This is a genomic window from Streptomyces sp. NPDC020780, assembly GCF_044334475.1.
GTDB lineage: Bacteria > Actinomycetota > Actinomycetes > Streptomycetales > Streptomycetaceae > Streptomyces.
In genome coordinates this window covers 82,645-108,224 of the sequence record NZ_JBIRTB010000020.1, presented here as the reverse complement: position 1 = coordinate 108,224, position 25,580 = coordinate 82,645, and the positions used below count along the sequence as shown (strand labels likewise).

Here is a 25,580-nt window from a genome sequence, read left to right as displayed (position 1 = left end):
AAGGACCTCGACAATCCTCATTCTTGCTGGTCAGAGGCACTTTCTGCGTTTCTGATCAACCACTGGACAGCCCACCTCGTGAAAGCGCGAGGCTAGCCTGGGGCTACGGCGGCAGCGCCGGCGGTGGTATCGAACCCGCTCAGAGCGCTCAGAGGGCGGTATGCGACCTGATGTCGCATCCGTCATCGATGGAACGTGTGGGACCGCAGCATCCACGCTGACCATCGAACTCGGCCGTGCTGGAGTGTCTCCCGGGAGCGACCGCCAGTCCTGCAAGCGCGACGCATCCGACGAGCGCCGGGCCCTGATCGAGCCCGTAATCAGCGCCTGGAAGGCCCGACACCGCTCCGTCAGCGGCCACCAGGGCAACTGCGGCATGCGGGAGATCGTCAACGCCCTGCTGTACCAGTCCCGCACCGGATGCCAGTGGGACTACCTCCCCCACGACCTGCCTCCCGCTGGCGCCGTGTAGTACTACTTCTCCAAGTGGCGTGACGACGGCACCGACCAGACCATCCCCAGAGCCTGCACGCCGCCGGAGTCCCGGCCGAAACCACCGGACGGGACGCGAACAAGAAGGTGCCCGGCCGCAAGCGCGGACTGGCCGTCCACGTGCTGGGCCTGTTGATCGCGGTGGTGGTACTGGCCGCCTCCGTGTACGACAACGCCGCCGGCATCGCCCAGCTTCGCCGCGTGGTCGCCGGCACCGAGCCGGTCACCGTGAAGGAGGCCCTGTGGACCAGGGGTTCCAGAGCACCGTCGCCGACCACGGGGCGAAACTGGGCATCGAGGTCGAAGTCGTGAAGCGCAATCCCGGCGACACCGGGTTCGTCCCGCAGCCCAAGAGATGGGTGGTGGAGCAGGCGAACGGGATCTTGATGCTGCACCGCAGGCTGGTATGTGACTAAGACCGTGTCCTATGTGGTTAGCCGAGCGAGTCGTTTGTAGCAGCAGAGGGCGGCGGCGAGGCCAAGGAAGGCCAGGTAGTTGCGGGGATGGCGTTCGTATCGGTGGTTGAGCCTGCGGTAGCCGGTCAGCCACGACATCGTTCGCTCGATGACCCAACGTCGGCGGCCTAACCGTTCGCTGGACTCGATTCCCTTGCGGGCGATGCGGACGCCGATGTGCTTGCCCCATAGCCATTTCCGCAGGTGAGGGACGTCATATGCCTTGTCCGCGTGGAGACGCTGGGGCTTGAAGTACCGGCCGCGGTGCGGGTCGTGTCTCGTTTGGTGACCCATGATCATGGGCTTCAGCGCGAGGCTGTCGTGGGTGTTGGCCGCGGTGAGGCCGACAAGGAGGGGCAGTCCGTTCGCGTCCGACAGGACGTGCATCTTGGAGCCCGGCTTGCCCCGGTCCACGGGGCTCGGACCTGTGAGTTCGCCCCCTTTTTGGCCCTGACATGGGCGGAGTCGAGGACGGCACGGGACAGGTCGAGGAGGCCGGCGTCGTCCAGGCGGTGCAGGATCTCCTCGTGGAGCCGGCCCCAGACGCCGGCTCTGGACCAGATCAGGAACCTGCGGTGGGCCGTCGACTTCGATATCCCGAAACACGGCGGTAAGGCTCGCCAGGCGCATCCGCTGACCAGGACGTAGATGATCGCGGCGAACAGCGTCTCATCAGGCGTGTCCTGCGTCCCGCCGCCCTGCGGCCGCACCTTCGACGGCGGGATCAGCGGCTCCGCGATCTCCCACAGCCCGTCCGGAACAATCCAACTCCACGTACCCCGCCCCATGACGAGTCCAACGAGCCAGCCCCACATAGGACACGGTCTAAGGGCTGTCCCGCAATTCCCGGTGGATCAGCGTGCGGCGTCAGATGCGGTGCATCGCAAGGCGGAGGGACGTCCGCATACTGGATGTATGTGGACGTTCCGACAACGCTGCGAGGTGCCGTAGCTGTCGTCGCGCGCCCGCCGGGAATTGCGGGACAGCCCTTACGAGCATGCAAAGGCGCCCAAGCCGTCTGACCCCCGAAAGAACGCATCACGAGGTGACAGCGAACCCTTGCGTTTCGCTGTTGTGCAGGGGTCGAAGCCGCCGACGTGAAAGGCACGGACGGCCACCGCACACGACACGGCCAGCAAGCCGGCATACGGATCCGGCTGCCGTCTCGAGAACGCGGCGAGATAGCCGCGTGCTCGTTCACAAGGCATCAGGGCGGACGGTAGAACGGAACTCGAAAAGGGAGATGCCTGGTCTTTCACCTGGTCTACGGGAGGAAGAGCTCCTGTTCAGAGCCGTACCACGGATGCAGTCACGTGACGGATACCGCGCCCGCCGGAGCCGCTCGTACGGTTGGGTAAACCGTACGAACTTCAAGGGAATCACATGGAACAGATCACGCTCGGCAACGTCTCCATCACCCGCGTTCGGGAATACTACGGGTCTGTCGAAATGGAGCCCCACGCCTTCTTCCCGGAAAGCTCGAAGGAAGTCTGGAAGGACGGCGTCCACTGGCTGGCCCCGCATTTCCTGGACTCCGAGACCAACACCGTGAATTCCGCGATCCAGACCTGGCTGCTGCGCAGCGGTGGTAAGACCATCCTGGTCGACACCGGTGTGGGCAATCACAAGGAGCGCCCGTACGCGCCGGTCTGGAGCCACCTGGAGACGGACTTCCTGGCCAACCTCGCCCAGGCAGGTGTCCAGCCCGAGGACGTGGACATCGTGATCAACACGCATCTGCACATCGATCACGTCGGTTGGAACACGTACCTGGACGGGCGGAGTTGGGTTCCGACCTTTCCCAACGCCACCTATCTGATGCCGAAGGACGACTTCGACTTCTGGAACCCGGCAAACGGCCACCAGTCACTGCCCGGCCGCGGCAACCAGAACGTCTTCGAAGACAGCGTGGCCCCGGCCCACCAAGCCGGCCAGACGCTGCTGTGGGAGTACAGCCACCAGATCGACGCCGACCTGCGCCTGGACGCGGCTCCCGGCCACACCCCCGGCTCCTCCGTGCTGACCCTCAACTCAGGCACGGACCGCGCGGTGTTCGTCGGTGACCTGCTGCACAACCCGGTGCAGATCGTCGAACCGGACGCCAACAGCTGCTTCTGCGAGGACCCAGCGGGCGCCCGCGCCACCCGCCGCAAGGTGCTGGGCTGGGCGGCCGACAACAACGCGCTCCTGATCCCCGCGCACCTGGGAGGCCACGGAGCCGCCGAAATCGCGCGTAACGGCAACGCATTCGACATCAAGGGCTGGGCGCCCTTCGCCCCGTACTCCGAGCAGGGCTGACGCCCCGGAAAGGCATAGCTGTGAGCCACGAACCCGAGCTCGTCGTTACCGTCGCACAGGGAGCCGTCCGCGGTCTCCGTCAGGACGACGGCACCGCCACCTTCCTGAACATCCCCTACGCCGCTCCTCCGGTGGGCCCCGGCCGGTTCGCCCCGCCGCAGCCGCACGAGCCCTGGGACGGCGTACGGGATGCCACCGTGCCTGGCCCCAATGCCCCGCAGTCCGAGCGGAAGCTCGGGAGCATCGACATGGCCCCCTACTTCGGCGCCGGCTGGAGCCGTGGTGAGGACTACCTCACCGTCAACGTCTTCCAGCCCACCGCCGCGGACAACGCCCTGTCCGTGATGGTGTTCGTCCACGGCGGCGGATTCGTCGCCGGGTCAACGCGGTCCGCTCTGTACGACGGTTCCGCCTTCGCCCGCGACGGCGTCGTCCTGGTCACACTCAACTACCGGCTGGGCATCGCCGGGTTCCTCGACATCCCCGGGGCGCCCGCCAACCGAGGCCTGCTCGATGTCGTCGCGGCGCTGCGCTGGGTGCGGGAGAACATCGCCGCCTTCGGCGGTGACCCGGACAACGTCACCCTGTTCGGCCAGTCGGCCGGGGCGACGGTCGTCGGCGGCATCCTCGCCACCCCTGAGGGCGCGGGCCTGTTCCGCCGGGCGATCGTGCAGAGCGGCAGCGGTCTGGGGGCGTTCACCTCCGAGCAGGCCGCCCGTGTCACCGAGGCCGTGGCCGAGGAACTGGGCATCGAGCCGCACACCGAGGCCTTCGCGGACATCTCCGACGAGCGCCTGGTGGAGGCCGCCTCCCGGCTCGCGGGCATCGACCTGCGGACCGGGACGCACCTCGATCCGCTGATCGGCCTCAGCCCCTTCAGCCTGGTGCTCGACACACAGCCCGCCGTATCCGTCGGCGCCGGTCTGAGCGCCGATGTCGACCTGCTCGTCGGGACCAACACCGAGGAGGGAAACCTCTACCTGGTCCCGGTGGACACCTACGCAACTGCGACCGCCGACGATGTCGACGATACGGCGGCGCGCTCGCACCCGAAGCCCGCGCAGCTCGTCAAGACGTACCGCACCACCCGCCCCGAAGCGTCCTTCGGCGAGCTGCGGTCGGCCATCATGGGTGACGCGCTGTTCGGCGCGGGCAGCTGGGCCCTGGTCGGCGCACATGCCGCCCACCCCCAGTCCGCCACGTTCAGCTACGAGTTCGCCTGGCGTTCCCAGGCCCTGGGCGGAGACCTCGGCGCCACCCACACGATGGAACTCCCCTTCGTCTTCGACATCGCCGAACTCCCGCAGTTGGCGGGTGAGGGCGTCCTGCTCGGCCCCGACAAGCCCCCCGCGGACCTCGCCACCCGCACGCACGAGGCCTGGGTCCGCTTCGCCAGGTACGGCAACCCCGGCTGGGACCAGTACGACACCACACGCCGGACCACGATGCACATCGACGCCGAGTGGACCCAGGTCGACGACCCCCGCAGCCAGGAACGACAGGCCTGGGCCTGCCCCCCTCGCACAGATCGCTCTGTGCACCCTTCGTCAAGGAGACACCCGTGAATAGCCACATCACCACCGAGAACGCACCCACTCCGGCAGCCCCGCTCCTGCGCCGGCTCGTGGCCGCCGTCCGCACGGAGGGCGTCTGCGCGATGACGGTGCCCAGCCCCCCGGCGTTCCGGGCCCACCACCATGTCAACCGTCGCCGCCACGATCCTGGACCGTCGTGGTGACGCGCTGGACGCGCTCTCCCTGGTCGCCCCCGACGAGGGCGGAACCCGGGCCGCCGCAGCTCGGGCGGCGCTGCGGACGGCGGTCCTGGCGATCTCCCGGGCCGGGGGCGGTGAACCGCGACTTGGCCGAGCGGCAGACCGGCGCCCACGGCGCCGTGCCCTCGAACTTACGTGCCTGGCAACGACCCGCGAAGCCGTCAGCGGCTCAGGACTCGACGAACTTGTCCGCCAGGCCCCGTTCCAGGTAGTCGTCCGGCAGGTCCTGGACGACCAGCTCGGCCTCGGTGCGTTCGGTGTGCAGCCGCCAGTAGGCGTCGGCCATCGTCTGAGGCTGGGAGTCATGGCCCCCCTGGCCGATGAAGGCAGCGATCGCCACGTGCGCGGCGTAGACGCCGGTACCGGAAAGTGCCGCATGCAGGTTGAGGATCCAGTTGCGCATTCCACCGGTGGCGATCTGGACGTTCGCCACGTGCGGGGCGATCATCGGGCCCGACCCCGCGCCACTGCTGACCAGGACCGTCCCCGTGCCGCGCTCCAGCATGCCGGGCAGGACGTGCTGCACGGCCGCGACACCGCCGAGCAGGTAGAGATCCAGCTGGGCCAGAACCGAGTCGACGGTGACCTTCGTGGCCTCGACGAGCGGCGCGCGGCGCAGGTCTGCCGGGGAGGGCGCGGGTGAGTACTCGAGAACGCCGATCGGCCCCAGCCGCTCCTCGGCGGCGGTCAGCGCCGCGTGCAGAGCAGGACGATCAGTGACGTCGGCGGGGAACACCCCGACCCGGACGCCGGTATCGGACAGATCATCGGCCACCGCCCGGAGCGTCGTACGGTTGCGGGCGATCAGCGCCACGTCGAACCCCTCGGCGGCGAACCGCCGACCGATCGCGCGTCCCAGCTGGGGACCTGCGCCGACGATCGCAATCGTGCTCAATTCGCCACCTCACTCACCTTGTTCCGCAATTCCGATGCTGCGGAAACTATAGAAGGAAGGGTGTGTTCACGGCTGCTCGGACCGGCGCGACAGCCTGGACGGAAGATTCGCGACAACGATGAGCGGCACCTTCTCGGCAACCGTGAGCGGCGCGAACGCCTTCGCCGACTTCGCACGCGTGGCGGAGCCGGATGGGCGGGCCCTTCCCGCCGGCGCCCGTGCGTCGGACGACCGTCGCCGGTTTCGCGGCGCGTGACGGTCCTGCGGGGAGTGTCAGTCGGACGTCGTCATCCGAGGGTAAGCGGCGCAGGCGCGGAGAGCCGGTCGCTGACCTGGCGGCTTGTGCTCACCCGTGGCTGGGTGAACCTCTGTCATCCTGAGTGGTGATCGATGCGTTCGGCGCGTTGCTGCCGCAGGGTGAGTACCTTCCCCTGCTCCTGAATGTGGACGACGGCTGGTCATCCCCGGCAAGGAACGCGACTACTTCAGCGGCGAGCAGGTCCTGACGTGGGTAATCGATCAGTTCGGGGCCTGCCGGAATACCCGCACACCCCGTAATCCCGAACCTTCGAGATCTGCCGCACTCGGTCCTGGGCCTGTTGTTCGGCGTCGACCGCTCCACCGTCACCGCGCGATCGGGGAGATGCGCCCCCTCCTGGCCGAGCGGGGGTGCGCGGTCCCCCGACCGCCCCGGCCTGCGTCTGCGGACGCTGCCGGACGTGGTCGCCTATGCCCAGGCCGAAGGCATCGACCTGCGCTGGACGCCACCGAGATTCAGGTCCGTAGGCCGCCGGCCAACCGCGCGGCGGTCGATGGCCGGGTGCCGAGGGGCCGGCTCGCCATGGCGGATTCGGCTTCCTCCACGTCTCGAACTCGCCTTGTGCCGCCGATGGTTTTGGTGCGTAATGAGTGCCACGTCACAGCGGCCCATCTCAGGGGGATGCATGGGGACGCCCGCAACGCCGCCACCGAGACCATCCGAACCACCGGCACCGCCCCGCGTGTACGCGGCCGCAGGCGCGCCCAACCCAAGCCTCCCGCCGCGCGGTGACCTGGTCATCAGCGATCGGCTGCTCTGGGTGAACAGGGCTGCCTACCCTCTGGAGAACATCACCCGCGTCTACACGTTCGTGCTGACCCCGCGTCGCGGAGAGGCGTTCGTGCAGTTCCTGAAGCGCGGCGGGGGCACTGTGGTCCTGATCTTCCTCCTGCTGCTCTTCTCGGATATTTCGGGCGGGTCGAGCGACTTCGACTCCTCCTCGGGCGACGACAGCGTGATCCAGTTCCTCGTGGTGCTCGCCGTGCTTGTGCTCATCTACTTCTTCGTCGAGATGGCGTCCGTGGTCTTCGCGTCGAGTCATTACACGCTTGCCATCGAGACGAACGGCCGGTCCACGGCCCTGGTGGCGGGAGACCCCCGTCATCTCGACGAGCTCGTGGTCAAGATCGCCGAGACGATCGACAAGCCGAACGCAGAGCTGAGGGTCAGGGTGGAGACCCTGTCGATCACCAACTACGGCAACTACCACTTCGGCGACTCGGTGAACATCTACGGCGGCTCGGGCCACACGGGGGTACTCAAATGAGCGGCGGGGACTTCCAGTTCGGCGACAGGGTCAGCATCGTCGGCGGTCAGGGCCATCAGGGCATCGTCCACCACAACCACGCCGCCCCGCAGCGCACCCTGGAGGAGCAGCTGAGGGAGGTCGTCCAGCTCGCGCTGGCACTGCGCAGCGACGTACCCGACGACACGGACCGCGCCTCCATCGACCACGCGCTGCCCGCCCTCGCGGACGACGCCTCCGCCGAGCCCCCGGCCCGGCGCCGGTCACTGATGGCGCTCGCGGCCATCGCCGCCACCGTCGGCGCGGTCGGTGAACCCCTGCTCGGTTCCGTCAAGGCCGCGCTCGAACTCCTGGGCCGTTAAGACCGTGTCCGAGCTGCTGGTGGCGAGGAACGTGGGGACGTCGGCGAGTGTGCGGACCCTGGCCGTCGAGGATCGAACTGTGGAGCCGTGGTCAGCGAGGAGGGGCCGGACTTGGTGAACGGCCCTGGTGATGGTGCTGCCGTTGACGCCGAAGGGCTGGGCGACCAGGTCGCGTCGGAACCTTCATTCGTCGGGGGAGGCCGTGTGGGTCTGGGGCGTGGCGGCCCAGGAGGCGAGCAGCCGCAGTCCCTCTGCGGAAGCTGAGCTGGGTTCGGCGGTGTAGATGGTGAGGGTGAGGCCGGGTTCGGCGGTCATGTCCAGGCCCTCGAAGGCGAGGGTGAGGTCGCCGACGGTCTGGTGGTGGAAGTGCTTGGTGCCGGTGCTGTGGAGGCGGACATTGTGGGCGCCCCACCGGGTGCGGAACTCGTCGCTGCGGGTGGACAGCTCACCGACGAGGTCGTGCAGGTCCTTGTCGTACGGGTTGCGGCCGGCTTCGGTGCGGACGATGGCGACGGTGATGTCGGCGAAGACGTCCCAGTCGGGGTAGAAGCGGCGGGCGGCGGGGTCGAGGAAGGTGAAGCGGGCCAGGTTCTGCTGGTTGCCGCAGTTGGCGTACAGGTCGCTGTAGAACGCTTCGAAGAGCGGGTTGGCGGCGAGGACGTCCATGCGGCCGTTGCGGACGAACGCCGGCCCGGCGGTGATCGCGTCCAGGGTCCACTGCAGGCTCCGGTGCGGCGTCCATGACCGGCTGGTGCGGCGGCGGGGCCGGGTGAGGGCGTCGGAGCCGTCTGCGGCCCGGGCCAGGTTGAGCAGGTGGGCGCGTTCGGCGTCGTCGAGCTTCAGGGCGCGGGCGACAGCTTCGAGGACCGCCGGGGAGGCGCCGGCGAGGTTGCCGCGCTCCAGCTTGGCGTAGTACTCCACGCTCACATCGGCGAGCGCGGCGACCTCGCTGCGGCGCAGGCCGGGCACCCGCCGGCGGGAGCCGGCGGGCAGGCCCGCCTGCTCGGGGCTGATCTTCGCGCGCCGCGAGGTGAGGAACTCGCGGACCTCTTCCTGGTTGTCCACGCCTTCGACGGTACGTCCCGCACGCGGCCGTAGGGATGTACTGCCGGTACACCCCTTGGTGGTGTCTCGCTCCGGGCGCGAGGACGGGGTTCCCTGGATGACGTGGTGCTTTCCGCCCGCCCCGTCACGGCTGGCGTGCACCCGTCTCCGTACACGGCGGCGGTCCCCGGGTCTTCCGGGGGACGCACGCCCGGCACGTAAAGGACCCCTCTCATGCGCGGCGCAGTGATCCACGCTCCCGGCGACGTCCGGTTCGAGACCGTGGACGATCCGAAGATCATTCATCCGACCGACGCGGTCATCCGCACGGCTGTGACCTGTGTGTGCGGCTCGGACCTGTGGCCCTACCGCGGCGCGGAGCCGATCGGCGACCCGCACCCGATGGGCCACGAGTACGTGGGCTTCGTGGAGGAGGTCGGCTCGGCCGTCACCTCGCTGCGCCCGGGCCAGTTCGTCGTCGGCTCCTTCGCGACCTCTGACAACACCTGCGCGAACTGCACCAACGGCTTCCAGTCGAACTGCCTGCACCGCGAGTTCATGTCGACCTGCCAGGCCGAACACGTGCGCATCCCCAACGCCCAGGGCACCCTCGTCGCCACCGAGGACGTGCCGGACGAGAGCCTGTGGCCGGGGTTGCTCGCCGTCTCCGACGTCATGGGAACCGGCTGGTGGGCGGCGGACGCCGCCGAGGTGAAGCCCGGGTCGACGGCCGTGGTGGTCGGCGACGGCGCGGTCGGCCTGTGCGCCGTGATCGCGGCGAAGGAACTGGGCGCGGAGCGGATCATCGCCATATCCCGCCACGCATCCCGGCAGAAGCTCGCGCGCGCGTTCGGCGCCACCGACATCGTCGCCGAGCGCGGCGAGGAGGGTGTGGAGCGGATCAAGGAGCTCACCGGCGGGATCGGCGCCGACTCCGTGCTGGAGTGCGTCGGCACCGGCGAGTCGATGCGCCAGGCCCTGCACTCGGCCCGGCCCGGCGGCACCGTCGGCTTCGTCGGCGTCCCGCATGACGTCGCCGTCGACGGCCAGGAGCTGTTCTTCTCCCACGTCGGCCTGCGCGGCGGCCCCGCCCCCGTACGCCGCTACCTGCCCGACCTGATCGACCGCGTCCTGACCCGCAGGATCGACCCGGGCCAGGTCTTCGACCTCACCCTGCCTCTGGACCAGGTCGCCGAGGGCTACCAGGCGATGGACGAGCGCCGCGCCATCAAGACCCTCCTCAAGCCCTGACCCGTCAGCCCTCACCCGCAAGGAGCACATCGTGCGGATCACCCGCAGCTCGCTCGACACCGTCAAGGGCCCCGCCGACTGGTTCACCGGCGACGTCTACATCGACCCGGTCGCCGCCGCCCCGGCCCCCTCCCGCGTCACCGCGTCCCTGGTGCACTTCATGCCCGGCGGCCGTACGCACTGGCACCGCCACCCGCTCGGCCAGACCGTGTTCGTGACCGAGGGCGTCGGCCTGTGCCAGCGCCGCGGCGGACCGGTGGAAGTCATCCGGCCCGGCGACCGCGTCTTGTTCGAGGCGGACGAGGAGCACTGGCACGGCGCCGCCCCGAACCGGCTGATGGTCCACCTCGCCATCAATGAAGGCGACGACACCCACGATGTCGTGCACTGGGGCACGCCTGTCTCCGACGCCGAGTACGCCGCGGCCCCGGCCACCGCCTGAACCGAGGAGGAACACCGTGACCACCTTCGCCCTCGTCGGCGCCGGCCCCGGCCTGGGGCTGGCCGCCGCCCGACGCTTCGGCACCGCCGGCCACTCGGTCGCCCTTGTCTCCCGCAGCGCCGAGCACCAGAAAGGCCTGGTCGCCGAGCTGGCCCGGGACAATATTCAGGCTCGCGGCTTCACCGCCGACGTTCTCGACCCCTGCTCCCTCACCGTGGCCCTGCGGGATGTTGCCGACACGTTCGGGCCCGTCGAGGTCCTCCAGTTCAGCCCCGTGCCGCGGGGCGACTTCATGAAGCCGGTGCTGGAGACGACCCGCGCCGACCTGGACGACCCGCTGGCCTTCTCCGTCAAGGGACCCGTCACCTGCGTGAACGCCGTCCTGCCCGGGATGCGGGAGCTGGGCCGGGGCACGTTGCTGTTCGTCAACGGCGGCAGCGCCGTGCGCCCGAACCCCAAGGTGGCCGGCACCTCGATCGCGTTCGCCGCCGAGAGCGCCTACGCGGCGATGCTCCACGACGCCCTCGCGCCGGAGAACATCCACGCCGCCCAGCTGATCGTTCCCGGCGCGATCCGCCCGGACGCCGAGCACTCCAGCCCTGACGTGCTGGCCGAACGCCTCTTCGCCATCCACACGGGGCGCGACGGCTTCCGGCACTACGCCGAGCCCATGCCCACCTGACCACTCCCGGGACCCCCATGCACTCCAGAGTCCGCCGCGCGCTGGCCCGCGCCGCTCCGGCCGCCGTCCTGCTGCTCGCCGTGACCGCCTGCTCCAGCGGCGCCCAGGAGAAGCCTCCCGCCGCCACGACCTCCACAGCACCCCCGGAGCAGCGGCGGACGATGCCGGCCGCCTCGTCATCACCACCCGAGAGGAGCACGCCCATGGGCATCCAAGTCACCCTCGACGGCCGCCCCGTCGACGCCGCCTTGAACGACAGCCCGGCCGCCCGCGACTTCGCCGAGCTGCTGCCGCTCACCCTGGACCTCACCGACTTCCACAGCACCGAGCGCGTTGCCGACCTGCCGCGCAGGCTGACAACCGACGGCGCCCCGGAACCCGCCGCGGCCGAGGTCGGCGACATCGCCTACTACGCGCCCTGGGGCAACCTCGCCCTCTTCTACCAGGACGGGCCCGCCCCCTCCGCCGACCTGCTCATCCTCGGCCACCTCGACATCCGCGCCGACCAGCTCGGCCGGGCGACCCGCATCACCATCGAATCCGCCTCCTGACGGCCGCCCCCCGGCGACCGTCCCGGCCCAGAACCAGCACACCGACCCGCCCCCGCACGGCGCCGAGCAGGCACCTGCGTCCGCCGGCCCCGGGCGGCGTCGGCCGCCTCCGCCCCTCACCTCGCTCGGGAGAAAAACGACATGAACCCCACCTACGACTTCACCGGCCAGGTCGCCTTCGTCACCGGCGCCTCCTCCGGCATGGGCCTGGCCACCGCCCGCGCCTTCGCCCAGGCCGGCGCCGCCGTCGGCCTCGCCGACATCGACGAGAGGGCCGTCACCGCCGCTGTGAAGGAACTCACCGACGCCGGCCACCGGGCCCTCGCCCTGGTCTGCGACGTCACCGACGAGGAGCAGGTCGCCGCCACCGTCGACCGCACCGTCGAAGCCTTCGGACAGCTCGACATGGCCTACAACAACGCCGGCATCATGCCCCCTCCCACCGACGCCGCCGACGAGAGCGCCGAGCAGTTCGACCGCGTCCAGAACATCAACCTGCGCGGCATCTGGGCCGCCATGAAGCACGAGCTGCGCCACATGCGTGACCAGGGCAGCGGTGCCATCGTCAACTGCTCCTCCCTCGGTGGCCTCGTCGGCAACCCAGGCCGCGCCGCCTACCACGCCACCAAGCACGGTGTGATCGGCCTGACCAAGAGCGCCGCCCTCGAATACGGCGCCCGCGGCGTGCGCATCAACGCCGTCTGCCCCGGCACCATCGCCACCCCCATGGTCGCCGCGATGATCTCCGGCGGAGAACTCGACCGCGCCCAGGCCGAAGCCGGTCAGGCCATCGACCGCCTCGGCACCGCCGACGAGATCGCCCAGGCCGTCCTGTGGCTGTGCAGCGGCGGTGCCAGCTACGTCACCGGCATCGCGCTGCCCGTCGACGGCGGCTACACCGCCCAATAGCCGGACCCTCCTCACGCCTCCCCCTCGTCGTCCTCGTCCAGCTCATGCACATCCGGGTCCCGCAGAGGGCGCAGGGCGCCGGAGGCTGGGACGCCGGCGGTGAAGCTGTAGTGGCCGAGCAGGTTCAGGTTGCGGTGCTTGAGCGGAGACAGGCGGGCGATGTCCTCGTCGCGGGCCTCGTGGCCCTCGGCGCGGAGCTGGGTGACGGCGGCGTCGATGTACTTCGTCGTCCGGAGCACGATGGCGTTGAGCCCCACGCCGAGCGCGCCGAGCTAATCCTCCATGCCGTCGCGGTATGCCTGGTGGATGGTGCCGCGCTTGCCGTGGCACACGTCCCGGGCCAGCTTGTGGCGGGACTCCTGCACGGTGAGTCGCCGGTTCATCTGGCGGCGGTACAGGCGCTGTTCGCGAGGAGGTGCAGGTCTCGCTGGCGGCGGGTGGCCTCGGTTCGGCGGCTGTCGCCGGCTGTGGCGCGCTGTTCGAAGGGGGTGGCGGTGCGGCTCAGGATGACTCAGTGCGGCCAGGGGGCGGTGCCGCCGTCGACGCCGAGGGTCATGCCGGTGACGTAGCTTGCGCGGTCGCTGAGGAGCCAGGCGGCGGCTTCGGCGATCTCGTCCGGTTGGCCGGGGCGGCCGAGGGCGGCGAGGGAGCTGAGGTGCTCGACGATGCTCGGGTCGCGCTGCTGCCAGGAGACCATCATCTCGGTCATCGTGGCGCCGGGCGCGATGGCGTTGACGCGGACGTGGTCGCGGCCGTATTCGGCTGCGGCGGCGCGGCTCAGGGCTATGACGGCGGCCTTCGTCGCCCCGTACACGCTCTGCCCGGCAGCGCCGAAGGTGCCTCCGATGCTGCTGATGTTGACGATCGAGCCACCAGTGGCGCCCTCTGCGGTCATCGCCTGCAGTTCGGCGCGCATCGCCAGCCACACGCCCTTGAAGTTGGTCTCGAGGACGGAGTCGAAGGTCTCGTCGGTGACCTCGGCGAGGCGGCCGCCGCCCTGGGTGCGGCCGGCGTTGTTCAGGGCACCGTCGAGGCGCCCCCACCTCTTGACCGCGGTCGCGACGGCTCGTTGCAGTTCGCTGGCGTTGGTGGTGTCGGCCTGAACAGCGAGGACGTTGCCTCCACCGGCGGCGATGTCCTCGGCGACACGGTCGAGTTCAGGCTTGCGGCGGGCTGTGATGACGACGTTCGCGCCTTCGCGGGCGAACAGGTGCGCGGCGGATTCGCCGATGCCGGACGAGGCGCCGGTGATGAGGATGGTCTTGTCTGTGAGCAGATCGGTCATGGATGTTGCTCCATCGTGCGGGTTCTCGCTCGGTCCGGGGCCGGATCGGCGAGGAGTCAGTTATGTGCCCGGTCCCCGACGAGCGCGTCGATGAGCGCGTCGCGGACGACGGCGGACGTCGTGTCGTTGTCGTCGTTGGCGGGGTTCGCGGCGACGGCGTGGGCGACACCGCGCAGGGCTGCGCGGAGCGCGTTCGTCGCCAGCGCCGCGGTCATTCCGGGCCGGAGGGCGCCTGCCTGCTCGAGCTCGTCGAAACCGGCGCGCAGCAGCGCGCCGCTTCGTTCGACCGGGCTCGGCAGCGGGCCCCAAGTCGGGTACATCGCCGGGTAGAGACCCGGGTAGGCGAGCGCGAATGCGATGTGCGCGTCCCATCCCGCGGCGACGCGGGCACGCGGGTCCGCGTCATACACCGGTGCAGCGGTGTCCTTGCGGTGGAAGTACTCCTCGAACGCCACATCGACGACCGCGCGGATCAGTCCCGACCGGTCGCCGAAGTGGTGGTACAGCGACGGGGCCTGCACGCCTGCGGCGGTGCAGACCGCACGTGTGGAGACCGCGTCGACACCGTCACGTGTGGCGATCTCGAAGGCGGCGGCGAGCAGCCGCTCGCGGGCGTCACCGGCTGTATTCTGTAGCACCGCTACAATGTAGCACCGGTATAGGCACTCGAGCATCACGGCTCCCAGTGCGCGGCTATATGCGTGCGGTCACGGTCAGCGGTTCGGGTGTTCGTCCCAGCGGTGAGTTGTCCATGCCTGCCGGATCAGGCTGCGCACGGTGATGATCGTGTCGGCGAGGTCGAAGAAGGTGTCGATGACGGTGGCGGGCCGCTCGTAGCAGCGGGCGAGCCGGTGAAAGGCGTTCTGCCAGGCGTGTGTGCGTTCGACGTGCCAACGCTGACTGGCCTGGACGGGTGCCTTCTCCCCTCTTGCGCGCGGTGCGGCCGTGCAGGCCGCGTTCATTGAGCAGGGCGCGGATCTGGTCCGAGTCGTAACCGGCGTCCAGGTGCACGGTGATGTCGTCCGGTAGCGGTCCGAGGTCGTCCGGGCGGTCCAGGGTCGGGGCGAGCAGTGGGGAGTCGTGGCGATTGGCGTCGGCCAGGACACGACCGAGCGGATACCGTACCCGTCTGTCATGCCCGAGCGTTTCAGGCCGTGTTTGCCGCGGTCGACCGGTGAGCGCCCGGCAACCTCGCCTGCCTCCGGGCGCCTTGGTGATTAAGCCGTCCACGGCGATCTGGTCGAGGACGAGGCCGACGATCCGGTCGTAGGGGTCCAGCGCGATCTGCTTGAGACGGGCGAACACACCTCGTCGTATCCGCTCGTCGCGGCGGCTGCGGATCGTGGTGGCCGAGCAGGTCGTGTCGGCGATCGCCTCGTAGGAACATCCGAAGCGCAGCAGTTGCAGCATCTTGTCGAAGACGATCCGGTCGCTGATGCGCCGGCGGTGGCAGCCGAGTGGATGGTCCGGGTGGAACTCCGGCAGCTCGGGGAGCGGCACTGTGCGCGGAAGCAGGCCGGAAGCTGGTCAACGAGATCGGCCGTGCCTTCCGTGGCACGTCGACAGCCGTGATCCTCGGCAGCGTAGGGATCGACCTGCGGTCCTGGTTCCTGGAACGCTCCGAGCCCTCCGAGACCCAGGTGACCGATGGCGGTCTAGGCAGCCTCGCTCACGAGGTCGTGCCTGCCCGGCTGCCCGTGCACCCCGGTACTCGGCCGGACCTGCTGGCGAGCGCGGACTACGCCTACCGCCACCTCACCCCATCCGGCTTCAACGTGGACCTCAGCGCGCTGCAGGCGGCGCACGACTTCGCTGCCCTGTACGACCGCAACGGCGTCTCGCAGTGCGGCATCCTCGACATAGACGCGTACCAGGCGCCCGTCGCGGCGTTCGCGCCGCTGGCCGCGTGGGAACTGCTGGGGTGGCCGCCCGTCGCGGAGATCGACCCGGCCGGGGAGACATGGCAGCTCGGCATTGAGGCCATGCGGGAATTCCAGCGCCTGTCCCTCTACGGCCCGGTGGGCCTGGCCGCCAGCGGCAGACCACCGCCGAAGGCGTCCTCGGGTTCTTCCGGCAGATGGAGAACGACGCCCTGCCGCTCGATGTGGCCGCCTTCAACGCCTACGGTCAACGGCCAGGACCACGAGATCCTCCGTGAAGCCCTCGCCCGCGGAGAAGCGGAAGGCGCCCAGATGCCCGCCCTGCGCGCACTGATCGCACAACTGCCGGCCTGAAGGCCCAGTACGACACCGAGGAGGCACAACGTGGACCAGGGACTCGACCCCGCCAAGCTCGGCATGGCCGAGTACTCCAGGCGGCAGGCACAGCGGAAGCCGGCGACTCACCAGTTCCTTTCCTGCCCACCGTCTCGGGCCTGACCCGGTCCATCGCCTCAGCCCGCCCCGTCCCCGGCAACAAGGCCGACGCCCACGCCTGGCGAGAATCGGACCTGCCCGCCATCGCGGCCGGGACAAGGGTCATCGCAGACGGCGCCTACCTGGGCACCGGCTTGATCGTCCCGCACCGCAGAAGAGCCGGACGCCCACTCCTGCGCGGCCAGGAGAAGGACAACGCCGAACACCGACGCGTCCGCGTCGAGCACACCTTCTCCCGCATGAAGAACTGGAAGATCCTCCGCGACTGCCGCCAGAAACAGGGGCGGGCGGGGCGCGTTTCAGGGCCGGCACCGACCGGGGCGAGGGTCGGTGTCCGAGGACGCAGGAGCTTGGTGCGTGGGCTCTGGTGAACGGCTCTTCCGCCCGCGGTGCGCGCCGATGCCCTGCTGCACTACTCGGCAGCGTGCCGGGCCGTCGTCCGCGGGCCCACCGCAGGCCACAGCTCGCTGACCTACTATCCCGCCCATGACTGCGACGACCTCGGGAACGAACGCCCGGCGACCACGTGCCCGGATCCTTCTCGTCGAGGACGACGAGCCGATGGCCGAGATGCTGGAGGCGTCGCTGCGATACGAGGGATATGACACGGTTGCCGTCGGCAGCGGTCGTGAGTGCCTGTCGCCGGCCCGACTCCCGACTGCGATCTGCTGATCCTCGACGTCACCCTGCCCGACCTCGACGGGTTCGAGGTGTGCGGGCGGCTGCGCAGCGCCGGCTGCGAGCTGCCGGTCATCTTCCTCACCGCCCGCGACAGCCGGGCCGATCTGCGCACCGGGTTCGCCCGGGGCTGCGACGACTATCTGACGAAGCCCTTCAGTCTGGAGGAGCTGACCCTCAGGATCGCCGCCGTACTGCGCCGCAGCGGGCGGACCGACAGCGTGGAGCGGCCGTTGCAGATGAGCGACCTCGTGCTCGACGACCGGGCTCACCGGGTGAGCCGAGGCGGCCGGGAGATCACTCTGTCCCCCACCGAGTATCGAATCCTGCGCCACCTGCTCCAAGCGCGTGGCCGGGTGCTGTCGAAGGCGCAGATCGTGGAGGCGGTCTGGGGGCACTCCGAGGCGGGCCGCGGTGACGGCAACCTGGTGGAAGCACACATCAGCCAGCTGCGCAGAAAGGTGGACGCGCACGGTCGGGCCCTGATCCACACCGTGCGCGGGTTCGGTTATGTAGTGCGTCAGGAGAGCTAGAAGATGCAACTTCGCGCGCGACTGGCCCTCCTGGTGGCCGTGCTGTTCACCGGGTCGGTGGTGGTCCTGGGCGGCGGCACCGTGTGGTGGACCCGCTCGAACCTCGTCGCCGAGGCTGACGCACGGCTCCTGCGCGCCCGCGCCCAGCCACAGTCGGCACAGCCGGGTCAGTCGGCGCAGTCGGGGACCCGAGCGAACGAGAATCAGTCCCGGGCGCGGCAGGTCGCCCTGTTGCGTTTCGGTACAGAGGAGAGCCTTGAGGATGCCGTGCCCTCGGAGTTGAGCGGCGACCTTGATCCGTTGCCGGACGTCTCCTGGAAGACCGCGATGTCCGGCGGCCCGGACGGCCGTATCAGGAGCGCCTGGAGCGTGGACAGGACGCTGAAGTACCACTGGGCGGCGGTCCAGCGGCCCGACGGCGGCGTGACCGCAGCGACGGGCCTCTCCTTCTGGATGCCGCTGGCCGCCGCCTCGACCGCCACGATGTCGACCGATTGCTCACCCGCCTGGGCCGAGAGGCCAAAGTGCTGACATGCCCCTCCGCGCAGGAAGACGGCCACCGATACGCCGCGTGCAGGCGCTGCAGAGATCTCACGCCCCATGTGCTGCGTGCCAGCCGCCTGACCCACATGCACGACGAGGGCGTGAGACTGGAGGACATCCAGGAATACGCAGACCACGCCGACCCCAGCACCACCCTGGCCTACATTCGGCGCAGGAATGCCTCCCAGCGCCGGGGAGCCCTGGCAGCTGCCGGCATGCGTGTCTTCACCCCCCTCCTCGACGAGCAGTCGGCTCCGAGAGGGCGTTGACCTCCGCCCGGCAGGGCCCTGCCGGGCGGGCTGGTCTTCGAGCTTCGCCGCCGCCTTGCCGCTACGGCTTGTGACAGGTGCGTCAGGGCAGCGTCCGGCGGCGGGTCGGGCACGAGGGGCCGGCGGCGCTGCGATGCGTCGGCTGCGTGTCAGCTCAGCACCGGTGGCCGGCGGTCGCCGTCGTCCGCTGCCTACCGTTTTCCCGCTGGTCACCGTGGAAGGTACGTGACGGTTCGCTGCTGACACCGGGGTGGCACGGGCATCAGGTTTCCCTGTCATGAGGCGATGGATCTCCGGGTGGTCTGCCGGCATGAAGCCGGGAGAGTGCAGCCGGGCCGGCCCGCTTCCCGCCCTCCCGAGGCGCGTTCAGGTTTTCCGCAGTTCCGCGGCTTCGTCGCGGGCGCGGGTCGCGGCCGGGTGGTCGCCGGCCTGGGTGTGCGCGGTGGCCAGGGTGTCGAGGGCGACGGCGAGCCAGGTGTGGGAGCCGATCTGTCGCCAGAGCGTGACCGCGGCTTCGGCGCGTCTGCGGGCGAGCGCCGGGCGGTCGGCCGCGAGTTGTGCCTCTGCGAGGGCGTACAGCGTGGCCGCTTCGCCCCACAGGTTGCCGAATTCCCGGTACGTCCACAGACTCTGCGCGAGCAGACGGCGCCCGGTGTGATGCTCGCCCTGGCGGACCAGGACGTCCCCGAGCCAGCAGGCGGCGTGGGTGGCGGTGAGGCGGTCGCCGAGGTCCGTACTGATCGCGACCGCCTGCCGGTAGGAGTCGGCGGCGGCCGGGTAGGCGCCGAGCGCGCGGTGGCTCTGGCCCAGACACCGCAGCGCCTGAGCCTCCCCGGGCCGGTAGCCCGCGACCCGGCTGGCCCGCAGGCACTCCGTGAACCGCTCCACGGCGGCCTCGACACGGCCTTGCTCGAGGTCGATGACGCCGAGGCCGTTGGTGGCGTAGACGAGACAGTTGACGTTGCCCGCCTGCCGGGCCAACTCGGCAGCTCTCTCGAAGTGAAACACGGCCAAGGAGTACTGGCCGAGGAGCCGGTGCACGTACGCCAGCCCGGCGGTCGCCCCCGCCCGGTAGGTCGGCCCCTGTCCCTCGGCGAGCACCAGCGCCTGCTCGAAGTGGTTCAGCGCCTCGGGGTACCGGTCGAGGATGGTGGTGAGTTCGCCGAGGCACCGATGGAGCTTCGCGGCGCTGTGCCGGTCGCCGCTGCGCAGAGCCGCCCCAAGCGCCCGGTTCTGCAGCCGCTCCCAGTCATCGAAGTGGCCGCCGACCTGGAACAGGGTCGTCAGGGCGGTGGCCAGCCCGGCGGCGGGTGCGGCTTCCGTTCTGTCCAGCGCCTGCTCCGCCACGGCGATGAGGAACTGGCGCTCGTCGGTGAACCAGGCCAGCGGGTCGGCGAGCAGATGACCGGTGTCCGCCGGGGAGAGCCGCCAGGAGACCAGTTCTTTCTGCGAGATGCCCTGGAAGTCGACGCTGAGGGTGTCCGCGGCGAGGTCGGCGAGGTGGAGGCTGGCCCCGAGCAGCCGGGTGAGTGCGGCCGCGCGGTCCTGGTGGTGGACCTCGTGGTCCGCTCGTTCCCGGCCGAACAGCCGTACCAGGTCGTGCAGTTGATAGCGAATTCCGGTGGCGCCGGTCGATCCGATCTGCACCAGGTGCACCTCGACCAGGTCATCGAGAACGGCTTCCGCCTTGGACAGGTCTACGTCCAGCAGTGCGGTCAGCGCCCAGGCGGTGAAGTCGGGGCCGGGCAGCAGCGCGAGCATCCGCAGCGCGTGCTGTGCCGGCGCGGCCATCTGCCGGTAGGTGAGTGCGAGGCTGGCCCGTACGGCGATGTGGCCGACGGCCAGCTCGTCGAGCTTGCGCTCCTCGTCGGCGAGGGCGCGGGCCACGTGGGCCAGGGGCCAGTGCGGTCGTGCGGCCAGGCGCGCGCTGGCTACCCACACCGCGAGCGGAAGGCCACCGCAGGTCTCCACGATGGAGCGGGCCGAGCCGGGCTCCGCGTCGGTCCGCTCCGGGCCCAGCATCTCGCGCAGCAGGGCGAGCCCGGTCTCGAAGTCCAGCACGTCCAGGGGGAGTCGGCGGCAGCTCAGCTCCGCCAGCGTCGTGCGGCTGGTGACGACGGCGGCGCACCGCGCGCCGCTCGGCAGCAGGTCGCGCACCTGTTGGGCCCCGGCCGCGTTGTCCAGGACGACGAGTACCTGCCGCCCTGCCAGCAGGGAGCGGTAGAGATGGATGCGTCCGGTCAATTCCGCGGGCACCGTCCCGCCGCGGACCCCGAGCGCGCGGAGGAAGGCGCCCAGGACCGTGAACGGATCGGCCGGCTCGTCGCCGAAGCCGCGCAGGTCCGCATGCAGCTGACCGTCCGGGAAGCGGGAGGCGAGCCGGTGGCCCGTCCGTACGGCGAAGGCCGTCTTGCCCACCCCGGCAGGACCGCTGACCAGCAGGGTGAGCGGCCCCGGACCGTCCGCGCCCAGGAGCCGGCAGGCCTCGTCCACCTCGGCGTCACGGCCGACGAACAGGGAGAGGTCCGCCGGCAGCAGCCGGGGAACGAGCTGCCGGCCCGTCACGGGGGCCTCCACCGCGCCGCTGCCGTCCTCCGCTTCCTCGTAGGCGGACGGCACGTCGATGCGGGCCGCGGCCGGATCCGGATCGCCGGACAGATCCGGATCCCCGGCCAGGATCCGCCCGTACAGCTGCCGCAACGCCGCGCCAGGGTCCACCCCCAGCTCGTCGGCGAGTCGCCGCCGGGCGCGCTCGTACTCCTTCAACGCCTCCGCCTGCCGCCCGCACCGGCACAGGGCGAGGACCAGCTGCCCGATCACCCGCTCGTCGAGCGGATGCGCCTCGGCCCGGGCCACCAGCTCGCTCACCAGCCGATCGTGCTGTCCCATCCGTAACCGGACCTCGACCAACTCCAGTTGGGCGGCGAACCGCTCGCCGTCGAGGAGCTGGCGCTGCGCGTTGAACCAAGGGGCGTCTATCCCGGCGAACGCACTGCCCCGCCACAGCCCCAGCGCCTCCCGCCCCAGTGCCTCCGCCTGCTCGTCCGCAGCCGCCCGTCGGGCCCGGTCCGACAGGTCCCGGAAGCGGTGCAGGTCCACCGCGGCCTCGCCGAGGTCGAGCACGTAGCCGCCGGATCGGCGGACCAGTCGGACGCCGTGCGGCTCCAGCCCGCGGCGCAGGCGGGAAAGGTAGGCGTAGAGCGTGTCCCGGGCCCGGTGGGGCGCGCGGTCGTCCCACACCCGGTGGAGCAGCTGGTCGGCCGGCACCGGGCGGCCGACGTCGATCAGCAGGGCCGCGAGAACGCACTGCTGCCGCGCATGCCCCAGGGCCACCGGCCGCCCCCCGGCCCACGCCTCGAGCGTGCCCAGTAACCGGAACTCCAGCATGCCCTGCCCCCTTCACGCCGGTACCGACCCGGAAGGCACCACTGTGACCTGCCGCGCAGGGTTTCTCGCAAGGTTCTCGCAAGGTCGGCCGTACATCGTTGTCGACGTGTCCAGAACCGGGCGGCCCGCCGCCCGGGACAGCCCGGCGGTGCAACCGGCACCGTCCGGTCACCTCATCGCCCATGCTGCGCGTCGATCCACCGGAGATGGCGGGACAGCCCGTAGCCTCGATCTTGCGTGAGGGTCCGCCGGCGAAGCCGGTGGGCCTTTTCGCTTTCCGGGACGGATGGTGAGCAGGCCGGTGGTCCGACTGTCGTGTCGGGTGGGCGCCGGGTTCTACTGCCCGGGGTGGGTGTTGCTGTCGTTGGGACGGGAAGTCCGCTGGTCAGACCGAGTTGGGCAGGAGCGCGAGTCGTTCCAGGGCGCCTGTGATCTCGAGTGTCCAGGGCCGGTGGCGGGTGAGGCGGAGGACAGTGCGCGCCTCCCGCTCGTGGCGAGCGTGTCGATGAGACGGGAGACCGTCGGATCGGAGGCCACCGGCCCAAACACCGCCGGCTCAGCCCGCAGCATGGCGACATCGGACAGGCAGCGAGCCGCCCTGAGTTTCGTAGCGGCCGGTTTTTGTGGTTCCAGGCGGTAGGTGTTGTCGCCTGGGAACGGTGGTGCTGGGCCTCGAATTCTTCGGGTGGGAGGTAGTCGAGGGCGGAGCGCAGGCGTTCGGTGTTGTACCAGCCGACCCACTGAAAGACTGCGCGTTCGACCTGGTCAGCGTCGTGCCACGGGCCGTGGGGTGATGGCCCGCCCGGCCCGTTCGCGTCACTGAGCCTCTGCCAACCCCTGCTGACCGTCGAGCACCGCGAGCGCGGCGTCGCGCGCTTCGACATCGCGGGCGGCGAGATCGGCGACCCGCCGACCCGGCACCTGCCCGCGTTCCAGGACCTCAAGCGCCACAACTGCCACCATCCACGCTGGCAAGGCGGTCGGCGCCGAGTCGATCCACGAGGCGGTGCAGGCCTGCGACGCCGAGCGCATCGGCCACGGGGTGCGCATCACCGACGACATCATCACGGTCCACGACGACGGCACGGCCACGTTCGGCCACCTCGCCTCGTACGTGAGCGACAGCCGCATCGCGCTGGAGGTCTGTCCAACCTCCAACCTCCAACCTCCAGACGGGCGCGGCGAAGTCGTGCGACACCCACCCCATCGACCTGCTGCGCCGCCTCGGCCTCCGCGTCTCCCCTGAACACCGACAACCGCCTGGTGTCCGGGACCAACATGAGCCTGGAGTTCGTGCACATGGCGGAGACGTTCGGCTACAGGTCTTCGAGGAGTTCACGGTCGCGGCGGCCGAGGCGGCGTTCCTGCCGCTGCGGGAGCGGCAGCGTCTGATCGACGAGGTGATCCGCCCGGGTTACCGGGCGCTGCGCTGACGCCTGTCGAGCTTGCGGGTCGCGGGCGGTCGCACGGCACCGAACCGCCGCCGGTGGCTCCGGCGGCGGTCGGCGAGCTCCTCAGGCGTGGGCGCGTACCCGCGTCACCACTGGCAGTGGACGTGGGTGCTGTGCCCGCTGTGGCCCGGCCCCAGTACGAGCTTGGCGCCGTACGACTTGCACGCCTTCATCAGACGCTTCGCCTTGGTCAGGCCGGGCCCACGGGTGGAGACGTGCGAGCCGTTGACGATGTCGACGTCGAACGCCCGCCCCTTGTAGTGGGCCGAGTTCGACGAGTGCTTGCTGCCGGCGATCGCCGTGACGCGGAAGGTGAACCGCTTCTTCGCGTTCAGTTGCTGCATGGCGTGGAGCATCTTCGCGTTCAGCGCGACCTTGGCGCCCCGCGGGTGGGCGTACCTGCTTGTGTACGCCTTCTTGCCGCGCGCGGCGTCCCTGATGTTGGCCTTCGCCGTCGAGCGGGCGTCCTTCACTCCGCTGACGTGGTGGTTGAGCAGTCTGATGCCGTTGTTCTTGGCGATCTTCTTCGCCGACGCCTGGGCCGACGGTATGGCGGTGGTCTCCGCGGCGGCAGCCGCTGCGGTCGTGTGCGGTGCGGCGGGCTTAGCGACGGCAGGCAGGACCGCGCCGGCCGTGAGCGACGATGCGAGGGCGACGGAGGCCAGGAGCCTGGTGGGCTTCATTCGCTGTGGTTCCTTCCGGATGTCCGGGTAGCCGAGTGGGGCGCAAGGAGCCGAACAGGGGGCACGCGCCCTGTCCGGACTTGGGCGGTGCTCAGTTGACGACCTTGAGCTGCTTCGGCCAGCCGTGCTTGTTCGCGGTGCGGAACAGCTCCATGATGTCCTTGGGCGAGAGCTTGATGCAGCCCAGGGAGTAGTAGTCCCCGGCTCCGTCCCAGCGGTACGGGCTGTCGCCGTTCGTCTTCCTGCCCTGCTTGCCGTTGGGGAGCATCTCGCTGTGGATGAACAGCGCGTCGCGCACGACCTTGCGCTGGCCGGGCTTCGGCTTGCACCACTTGTTGGAGACGGGGATGGCGTAGCCGTTGATGCCCTTCTTCCCGCCGTTCTTCCTCGTCGTCTGCTTGCCGACGTTGTACGTCCCGGTGGGCAGCCATCCCGCGTTCTTGGCGCACTCGTTCGTGCTGCCGTTGCCGGATCCGGCCCGCCAGTCGTCGACCTTCCGGTCCTTGCCCGGCTGGCTCTTCATGTAGTACAGCCGCGACTTGGTGGGGTCGGACCAGTTCTTGTCGAAGAGGAAGTAGTACTTGCTGGTCTTGCCGGCGGGCTTCGCGACGGCCGGTGCGTCGACGGCCACCACATCGCCCGGCGCCGCCTGGGTGGGCTGTGCGACGGCCATGACGCCGCCCGCCAGCAGCACACCTGTCAGGGCCGCACTCGTGAGTCGGTTCACTGTTTCGCTCCTTCAGTTCTCGGAAATCCCCCGCGTTCGTCGGGGAGCGGCTCGATACTGAATGGCCGATCTTGTGCGAACCTTGGGGAATCCTTGGCCCGCTGGTCATGCCGTGCGCTGGATAGCATGTGCGGCCGGGGGAGGAGAAACGGATGGACACTGAGTTGGGCGTGCTCGGCTCCGTCGAGGCATGCATTGCCGGCAGATCGGTCGACCTCGGTCCCGTCCGCCAGCGGTGTGTCCTCGCGGTTCTGGTCGTCGAGGCCAACCACCACGTCCCGGTAGACGAACTCACTTACCGGGTCGGGGACACAGCCCTCCGCGCGAGCCCCGTGGCAGCCTGTACAGCTACCTCTGCCGATTACGCCGTGTCCTCGGCGACGCCGAGGACGTGCGCCTCGACCGACAGGCGGGCGGCTACCTCCTGACCGTGGATCCGGGGCCCGTGGATCTGCACCGCTTCCGTGACCTGATCGCGCGGGCGCGCGCCGCCACCGACGAGGTCGCCGCTGCCCTGATCGTCGCTTCCGGCCGCGACTTGCACAGCGCGACCGCGTCCGCCTTGAACTGCGGCGGATAGTTCTTGATGACCACGAGATGTCCGTGCTCAGATCCTCAGGATCCAGTGTCTCGTGTGTCCAACATCAGGGGTCAAGGCCCGTCCCTGGCCACCGCCCTGGAAGGGCTGGCCAAACAGCTGCTCCCCGCACCCGCGGGGATGGTTCCGACCTGGCGGCAGCGGAGACCGACACGCAAGGCTGCTCCCCGCACCCGCGGGGGTGGTCCCACCAAGCCCGCCGACGAGATCCTCGACAAGGTCGCCAGCTACTGCCAGCGAATCTCCGACTCAGGTCACTAGAGGAAGAGGCCGGCGTCACGGTCTTCACCACTGAGCTTCGGCAGGTTCGCGCCTACGACGCGCTGGACCG

At 70.0% G+C, this 25,580-nt stretch carries 27 protein-coding genes and 7 pseudogenes; 22 read left to right on the top strand and 12 right to left on the bottom strand.

Annotation, left to right across the window (positions count from 1 at the left end; genetic code table 11):
- Positions 1–244 precede the first annotated feature (244 nt).
- Entirely contained in the window at positions 245–472 is a 228-nt protein-coding gene (locus ACH4VO_RS29505; RefSeq protein ID WP_360994987.1) for a transposase, read from the top strand.
- A gap of 262 nt (positions 473–734) precedes the next feature.
- Positions 735–908: a hypothetical protein gene (locus ACH4VO_RS29500; RefSeq protein ID WP_360994984.1), complete on the top strand. Its 174-nt coding sequence runs from the start codon at positions 735–737 to the stop codon at positions 906–908.
- Between the two features lie 9 nt (positions 909–917).
- Here the strand turns inward: ACH4VO_RS29500 and ACH4VO_RS29495 are convergent.
- A protein-coding gene (locus ACH4VO_RS29495; RefSeq protein ID WP_360994981.1) for an IS5 family transposase occupies positions 918–1,735 on the bottom strand; the annotation gives its coding sequence in 2 pieces (ribosomal slippage) (positions 918–1,393 and positions 1,393–1,735; 819 coding nt in all).
- 595 nt (positions 1,736–2,330) lie between these two features.
- On the opposite strand from ACH4VO_RS29495, the gene ACH4VO_RS29490 reads away from it, so the two are divergent.
- From ACH4VO_RS29490 to ACH4VO_RS29480, 3 genes are read left to right on the top strand one after another with little or no spacing between them, the layout of a single operon-like run.
- The gene (locus ACH4VO_RS29490; RefSeq protein ID WP_360994978.1) at positions 2,331–3,245 is read left to right on the top strand and encodes an MBL fold metallo-hydrolase; all 915 of its coding nucleotides are present in this window, start codon (positions 2,331–2,333) and stop codon (positions 3,243–3,245) included.
- Positions 3,246–3,265: 20 nt separating this feature from the next.
- Entirely contained in the window at positions 3,266–4,810 is a 1,545-nt protein-coding gene (locus ACH4VO_RS29485; protein ID WP_360994975.1) for a carboxylesterase family protein, read from the top strand.
- Positions 4,807–4,983 (top strand): hypothetical protein, encoded by a 177-nt coding sequence (locus tag ACH4VO_RS29480; RefSeq protein WP_360994972.1) that lies wholly within the window; start codon positions 4,807–4,809, stop codon positions 4,981–4,983. The genes ACH4VO_RS29485 and ACH4VO_RS29480 overlap by 4 nt, the downstream gene beginning before the upstream one ends.
- Before the next feature lie 205 nt (positions 4,984–5,188).
- On the opposite strand, the gene ACH4VO_RS29475 is transcribed toward ACH4VO_RS29480, so the two are convergent.
- A complete protein-coding gene (locus ACH4VO_RS29475; protein ID WP_360994969.1) occupies positions 5,189–5,914 on the bottom strand; it encodes an SDR family NAD(P)-dependent oxidoreductase in 726 nt (241 codons plus the stop codon).
- Between the two features lie 572 nt (positions 5,915–6,486).
- Here ACH4VO_RS29475 and ACH4VO_RS29470 point away from each other — a divergent pair.
- The 3 genes and pseudogenes from ACH4VO_RS29470 to ACH4VO_RS29460 all read left to right on the top strand — a co-directional run.
- A pseudogene (locus ACH4VO_RS29470) lies at positions 6,487–6,710 on the top strand (transposase family protein); the annotation flags it as partial.
- 205 nt (positions 6,711–6,915) lie between these two features.
- Entirely contained in the window at positions 6,916–7,500 is a 585-nt protein-coding gene (locus ACH4VO_RS29465) for a DUF6232 family protein (RefSeq protein ID WP_360994966.1), read from the top strand.
- Positions 7,497–7,841, top strand: coding sequence for a hypothetical protein (locus tag ACH4VO_RS29460; RefSeq protein WP_360994963.1), 345 nt, complete (start codon positions 7,497–7,499; stop codon positions 7,839–7,841). Before ACH4VO_RS29465 ends, ACH4VO_RS29460 begins: the two co-directional genes overlap by 4 nt.
- On the opposite strand, the pseudogene ACH4VO_RS29455 reads toward ACH4VO_RS29460, so the two are convergent.
- A pseudogene (locus ACH4VO_RS29455) lies at positions 7,833–8,015 on the bottom strand (ISAzo13 family transposase); the annotation flags it as partial. The gene ACH4VO_RS29460 and the pseudogene ACH4VO_RS29455 sit on opposite strands and share 9 nt — an antisense overlap.
- Before the next feature lie 9 nt (positions 8,016–8,024).
- Positions 8,025–8,906: a helix-turn-helix transcriptional regulator gene (locus tag ACH4VO_RS29450; protein WP_360994960.1), complete on the bottom strand. Its 882-nt coding sequence runs from the start codon at positions 8,904–8,906 to the stop codon at positions 8,025–8,027.
- A 213-nt stretch (positions 8,907–9,119) separates the two neighbouring features.
- Between ACH4VO_RS29450 and ACH4VO_RS29445 the strand changes: the two genes are divergently transcribed.
- The 5 genes from ACH4VO_RS29445 (at position 9,120) to ACH4VO_RS29425 (ending at position 12,720) form a co-directional block, all read left to right on the top strand.
- On the top strand, positions 9,120–10,136 hold the full coding sequence (locus ACH4VO_RS29445; RefSeq protein WP_360994957.1) for a zinc-dependent alcohol dehydrogenase family protein: 1,017 nt from the start codon (positions 9,120–9,122) through the stop codon (positions 10,134–10,136).
- A gap of 31 nt (positions 10,137–10,167) precedes the next feature.
- Positions 10,168–10,578, top strand: coding sequence for a cupin domain-containing protein (locus tag ACH4VO_RS29440; RefSeq protein ID WP_360994954.1), 411 nt, complete (start codon positions 10,168–10,170; stop codon positions 10,576–10,578).
- A 16-nt stretch (positions 10,579–10,594) separates the two neighbouring features.
- Positions 10,595–11,260 carry an SDR family NAD(P)-dependent oxidoreductase gene (locus tag ACH4VO_RS29435; RefSeq protein WP_360994951.1) on the top strand — a complete coding sequence of 222 codons (666 nt, stop codon included), beginning with the start codon at positions 10,595–10,597 and terminating at the stop codon, positions 11,258–11,260.
- Positions 11,261–11,277: 17 nt separating this feature from the next.
- Entirely contained in the window at positions 11,278–11,811 is a 534-nt protein-coding gene (locus ACH4VO_RS29430; RefSeq protein WP_360994948.1) for a cyclophilin-like fold protein, read from the top strand.
- A gap of 141 nt (positions 11,812–11,952) precedes the next feature.
- The gene (locus tag ACH4VO_RS29425) at positions 11,953–12,720 is read left to right on the top strand and encodes an SDR family oxidoreductase (RefSeq protein WP_360994945.1); all 768 of its coding nucleotides are present in this window, start codon (positions 11,953–11,955) and stop codon (positions 12,718–12,720) included.
- Between the two features lie 11 nt (positions 12,721–12,731).
- Here the strand turns inward: ACH4VO_RS29425 and ACH4VO_RS29420 are convergent.
- The 4 genes and pseudogenes from ACH4VO_RS29420 to ACH4VO_RS29405 all read right to left on the bottom strand — a co-directional run.
- A pseudogene (locus ACH4VO_RS29420) lies at positions 12,732–13,115 on the bottom strand (Tn3 family transposase); the annotation flags it as partial.
- A 116-nt stretch (positions 13,116–13,231) separates the two neighbouring features.
- Positions 13,232–14,005 (bottom strand): SDR family NAD(P)-dependent oxidoreductase, encoded by a 774-nt coding sequence (locus tag ACH4VO_RS29415; protein ID WP_360994942.1) that lies wholly within the window; start codon positions 14,003–14,005, stop codon positions 13,232–13,234.
- Between the two features lie 56 nt (positions 14,006–14,061).
- Positions 14,062–14,643 (bottom strand): TetR/AcrR family transcriptional regulator, encoded by a 582-nt coding sequence (locus ACH4VO_RS29410; protein WP_360994939.1) that lies wholly within the window; start codon positions 14,641–14,643, stop codon positions 14,062–14,064.
- Between the two features lie 75 nt (positions 14,644–14,718).
- A pseudogene (locus ACH4VO_RS29405) lies at positions 14,719–15,520 on the bottom strand (IS5 family transposase).
- A gap of 53 nt (positions 15,521–15,573) precedes the next feature.
- Here ACH4VO_RS29405 and ACH4VO_RS29400 point away from each other — a divergent pair.
- The 6 genes and pseudogenes from ACH4VO_RS29400 (at position 15,574) to ACH4VO_RS29375 (ending at position 18,403) form a co-directional block, all read left to right on the top strand.
- Positions 15,574–16,239 (top strand): hypothetical protein, encoded by a 666-nt coding sequence (locus ACH4VO_RS29400; RefSeq protein WP_360994936.1) that lies wholly within the window; start codon positions 15,574–15,576, stop codon positions 16,237–16,239.
- 122 nt (positions 16,240–16,361) lie between these two features.
- Positions 16,362–16,658: pseudogene (locus ACH4VO_RS29395) on the top strand (transposase); the annotation flags it as partial.
- A 208-nt stretch (positions 16,659–16,866) separates the two neighbouring features.
- Positions 16,867–17,052 carry a hypothetical protein gene (locus tag ACH4VO_RS29390; protein WP_360994933.1) on the top strand — a complete coding sequence of 62 codons (186 nt, stop codon included), beginning with the start codon at positions 16,867–16,869 and terminating at the stop codon, positions 17,050–17,052.
- A complete protein-coding gene (locus ACH4VO_RS29385; RefSeq protein ID WP_360994930.1) occupies positions 17,013–17,591 on the top strand; it encodes a response regulator transcription factor in 579 nt (192 codons plus the stop codon). Before ACH4VO_RS29390 ends, ACH4VO_RS29385 begins: the two co-directional genes overlap by 40 nt.
- Before the next feature lie 3 nt (positions 17,592–17,594).
- Positions 17,595–18,122: a hypothetical protein gene (locus ACH4VO_RS29380; protein ID WP_360994927.1), complete on the top strand. Its 528-nt coding sequence runs from the start codon at positions 17,595–17,597 to the stop codon at positions 18,120–18,122.
- Positions 18,041–18,403 carry a tyrosine-type recombinase/integrase gene (locus ACH4VO_RS29375; protein ID WP_360995002.1) on the top strand — a complete coding sequence of 121 codons (363 nt, stop codon included), beginning with the start codon at positions 18,041–18,043 and terminating at the stop codon, positions 18,401–18,403. The genes ACH4VO_RS29380 and ACH4VO_RS29375 overlap by 82 nt, the downstream gene beginning before the upstream one ends.
- 366 nt (positions 18,404–18,769) lie before the next feature.
- Here the strand turns inward: ACH4VO_RS29375 and ACH4VO_RS29370 are convergent, their stop codons facing one another.
- Together ACH4VO_RS29370 and ACH4VO_RS29365 are read right to left on the bottom strand one after the other, a co-directional pair.
- Positions 18,770–21,790, bottom strand: a complete 3,021-nt coding sequence (locus ACH4VO_RS29370; RefSeq protein WP_360994924.1) for a BTAD domain-containing putative transcriptional regulator — start codon at positions 21,788–21,790, stop codon at positions 18,770–18,772.
- A 677-nt stretch (positions 21,791–22,467) separates the two neighbouring features.
- Positions 22,468–22,674 (bottom strand): annotated as a pseudogene (locus ACH4VO_RS29365) (integrase core domain-containing protein); the annotation flags it as partial.
- Between ACH4VO_RS29365 and ACH4VO_RS29360 the strand changes: the two are divergent.
- Positions 22,631–23,223 (top strand): annotated as a pseudogene (locus tag ACH4VO_RS29360) (adenosine deaminase); the annotation flags it as partial. The pseudogenes ACH4VO_RS29365 and ACH4VO_RS29360 overlap by 44 nt on opposite strands.
- A 104-nt stretch (positions 23,224–23,327) precedes the next feature.
- On the opposite strand, the gene ACH4VO_RS29355 reads toward ACH4VO_RS29360, so the two are convergent.
- Complete coding sequence (locus ACH4VO_RS29355; protein WP_360994921.1) at positions 23,328–23,924, bottom strand: hypothetical protein; 597 nt, start codon at positions 23,922–23,924, stop codon at positions 23,328–23,330.
- Between the two features lie 91 nt (positions 23,925–24,015).
- On the bottom strand, positions 24,016–24,651 hold the full coding sequence (locus ACH4VO_RS29350; protein ID WP_360994918.1) for a L,D-transpeptidase family protein: 636 nt from the start codon (positions 24,649–24,651) through the stop codon (positions 24,016–24,018).
- A 391-nt stretch (positions 24,652–25,042) separates the two neighbouring features.
- Here ACH4VO_RS29350 and ACH4VO_RS29345 point away from each other — a divergent pair, with 391 nt between their 5' ends.
- Both ACH4VO_RS29345 and ACH4VO_RS29340 read left to right on the top strand, forming a co-directional pair.
- Complete coding sequence (locus tag ACH4VO_RS29345; protein WP_360994915.1) at positions 25,043–25,231, top strand: hypothetical protein; 189 nt, start codon at positions 25,043–25,045, stop codon at positions 25,229–25,231.
- Between the two features lie 54 nt (positions 25,232–25,285).
- Entirely contained in the window at positions 25,286–25,510 is a 225-nt protein-coding gene (locus tag ACH4VO_RS29340) for a hypothetical protein (protein ID WP_360994912.1), read from the top strand.
- The last annotated feature ends 70 nt before the right edge of the window (positions 25,511–25,580 follow it).

Bases quoted from the DNA above. Each gene is read 5' to 3' on its own strand.
- ACH4VO_RS29490 (WP_360994978.1), top strand. From the start codon at position 2,331: ATGGAACAGATCACGCTCGGCAACGTCTCCATCACCCGCGTTCGGGAA.
- ACH4VO_RS29460 (WP_360994963.1), top strand. From the start codon at position 7,497: ATGAGCGGCGGGGACTTCCAGTTCGGCGACAGGGTCAGCATCGTCGGC.
- ACH4VO_RS29445 (WP_360994957.1), top strand. From the start codon at position 9,120: ATGCGCGGCGCAGTGATCCACGCTCCCGGCGACGTCCGGTTCGAGACC.
- ACH4VO_RS29430 (WP_360994948.1), top strand. From the start codon at position 11,278: ATGCACTCCAGAGTCCGCCGCGCGCTGGCCCGCGCCGCTCCGGCCGCC.
- ACH4VO_RS29425 (WP_360994945.1), top strand. From the start codon at position 11,953: ATGAACCCCACCTACGACTTCACCGGCCAGGTCGCCTTCGTCACCGGC.
- ACH4VO_RS29415 (WP_360994942.1), bottom strand. From the start codon at position 14,005: ATGACCGATCTGCTCACAGACAAGACCATCCTCATCACCGGCGCCTCG.
- ACH4VO_RS29390 (WP_360994933.1), top strand. From the start codon at position 16,867: ATGACTGCGACGACCTCGGGAACGAACGCCCGGCGACCACGTGCCCGG.
- ACH4VO_RS29380 (WP_360994927.1), top strand. From the start codon at position 17,595: ATGCAACTTCGCGCGCGACTGGCCCTCCTGGTGGCCGTGCTGTTCACC.
- ACH4VO_RS29370 (WP_360994924.1), bottom strand. From the start codon at position 21,790: ATGCTGGAGTTCCGGTTACTGGGCACGCTCGAGGCGTGGGCCGGGGGG.
- ACH4VO_RS29355 (WP_360994921.1), bottom strand. From the start codon at position 23,924: ATGAAGCCCACCAGGCTCCTGGCCTCCGTCGCCCTCGCATCGTCGCTC.